Origin of the sequence: uncultured Kluyvera sp., from assembly GCF_902485085.1 — a bacterium.
GTDB classification, from domain to species: domain Bacteria; phylum Pseudomonadota; class Gammaproteobacteria; order Enterobacterales; family Enterobacteriaceae; genus Kluyvera; species Kluyvera ascorbata.
In genome coordinates, this window is sequence record NZ_CABTJS010000008.1 from 1 (window position 1) to 2206 (window position 2206).

Below are 2206 nucleotides of genomic sequence, written 5' to 3' on the forward strand. Positions count from 1 at the left end.
CGGTAAACCGAAAGGCAGGAACAGGAGAGCGCACGAGGGAGCCACCAGGGGGAAACGCCTGGTATCTTTATAGTCCTGTCGGGTTTCGCCACCACTGATTTGAGCGTCAGATTTCGTGATGCTTGTCAGGGGGGCGGAGCCTATGGAAAAGCGCCCCGGCGGGGCGTGGCCTTTTCGCCCTTGTCCTTAGCTTTCGTTATGCTTACCGTTACGTTATCTGCTCATCTTCCTCCGCTCGCCGCAGACTCATGACCGAACGGAGTGAGCGAATGAGCGAGGAAGCGGAAAACCATCAGAACGTACAGTAAGCACTTTCGCGCCGGGGCCTTCATGAACAAACAACAAAAGACTGCCGTTAACATGGCTAAATTCATCCAGGATCAGTCCCTGCTTCTTCTGGACAGGCTTAATGAGCTGGATCTGGATCATGAGGCTGATTTCTGCGAGAAACTCCATGAGGATGCGGAACGCCTTTACCGAAGCCTGTCAGCGCGCCTGAATGAGCAGCAGGACGGTGCGTAATGGCTCCGTTCTGGGTATTACCGGAGTAATACCGGCATCGCCTTAATTTTCATTGTGTTAGCGCTTAACATTATTACCCCGGTAATACCCAGAATCCCTGTATTTTTTCTTTTTTATTTATTTTTCATGAAGTTGCGATGAAAATCGCAGCTGCGTTAGGTGTATGACCATTTTGAGGTTGAAAAATAATCAACCATGGCGGGTGATTTACGCAGGTTAAGGGGCGTCGGTGACAAAAAAACGTCATTAACGACCTCGTTCATGCTCGCATGAACGGATTATTTTTCCGGACTACAGGTAAACTACAGAAAGACTACAAAAGCTGATGACTTAATCCTGATTTTTAGTGCGATGACTACAGATAAACTACAAAATAACTACAGGATTACCTCAGATCCGTTCTCTGAACCATTCGTACATCCGACCCCCTTACCGGTTTTACACTGAGCACTGATGCTCTGAGGTCCCTTATGACGAAATAACAGAAAACAGCGCTGAACATGGCTAAATTCATCCAGAATCAGTCTCTGCTCCTGCTGGAGAAGCTTAACGAGCTTGATCTCGATGCTGAGGCCGACCTTTGTGAGAAACTCCACGATGATGCGGAGCATCTTTTCCGTACACTGTCCTCGAGACTGGATGAATTACAGGATGGTAATTGATGGCCAGAGTGTCTATTAGTGAAGCGGCACGGCTTGTTAAGGTTAGCCGTCCCACAATTTACAAGATGATTAACAGTGGGAAGTTAAGTTACACCTCTGTTGTAAAGCACGGGAAGGGTATTAAAGTTATTGATACATCAGAGCTCATTAGAGTGTTTGGTTCTCTTGATGGTGTAATCGATGCTGTAAAATATGATGTAAAAAGTGACGCAGAATCTACAGGTATTAACAGCGTTGGTTTACATGGTTTACAACATAGAATCGCTTTACTTGAAGCTGAAAACGATGGTCTTAAAGGGGCTGTTAAGGCTCGAGATGAGCATATTGATTCCCTTCGTCAGGCTATGCAGCTTCTGGAGCACAAGCACGAACCTTCTTCACCACCCCATTCCCCGTGGTGGAAATTCTGGAAAAAATCCTGATCCCGCCATGCTTGAGTTTTCCTCTCCGGCCATGCCGGGGCGTTCGTGAACCTTCCCAAAAATCGCCAGATCTCTGAACGCTCCTCACACTAAAAATATCCACACCCCACGCAAAATTAAATTTTTGCAGATAACTCATTAATATCAGTCAGTTGGTTGTTATTAAATTACGCAGTATTACCTTCTGTAAGGTCAATCCAAGTCGTCGGTGATTCGTGTACGACTTGCCGACGACTCGTCATAGAGTCATCGACGACTCACTCCACACTATCAGTAACTTATGACGACTTGACTCTAGAGTCGAATCGTCGATTTGGCGTTTTTTTGACCGTGGTGACTCTAGAGTCAAGTCACGAGTCGAATCGCCGGTGAATCGTGTGGTGAGTCGTCCGGCGACTTGCCATAACGTCATTGCCGGCCGTCGACGAACCCCATTCCTGAACGTGCTGAAAACCGGTTTTCCGGCTGCGCCGGCAACGCTTCACGGCCACGCAATAAATTGCGTCCCCGTTCACCGTTTTCGGGTAAGAAGAACATCGGAAACAGGACTTACCCCGGCTGAATGGCGTGAATTTCCGCGCTATGCACTTGCGCGCATAC

At 47.7% G+C, this 2206-nt stretch carries 3 protein-coding genes; all 3 read left to right on the forward strand.

All coding sequences use genetic code 11. The features are described from left to right. Positions 1 to 330 precede the first annotated feature (330 nt). A complete protein-coding gene (locus tag RDN66_RS01480) occupies positions 331 to 522 on the forward strand; it encodes a Rop family plasmid primer RNA-binding protein (protein ID WP_001041614.1) in 192 nt (63 codons plus the stop codon). A 494-nt stretch (positions 523 to 1016) separates the two neighbouring features. Next, complete coding sequence (locus tag RDN66_RS01485) at positions 1017 to 1184, forward strand: Rop family plasmid primer RNA-binding protein (RefSeq protein ID WP_256125036.1); 168 nt, start codon at positions 1017 to 1019, stop codon at positions 1182 to 1184. Next, entirely contained in the window at positions 1184 to 1606 is a 423-nt protein-coding gene (locus tag RDN66_RS01490; protein ID WP_049122914.1) for a helix-turn-helix domain-containing protein, read from the forward strand. The genes RDN66_RS01485 and RDN66_RS01490 overlap by 1 nt, the downstream gene beginning before the upstream one ends. Positions 1607 to 2206: the final 600 nt, after the last annotated feature.

What these genes read in the sequence shown, in the direction of transcription:
- RDN66_RS01480 (WP_001041614.1), top strand. Translation starts at nt 331, where the DNA reads ATGAACAAACAACAAAAGACTGCCGTTAACATGGCTAAATTCATCCAG.
- RDN66_RS01490 (WP_049122914.1), top strand. Translation starts at nt 1,184, where the DNA reads ATGGCCAGAGTGTCTATTAGTGAAGCGGCACGGCTTGTTAAGGTTAGC.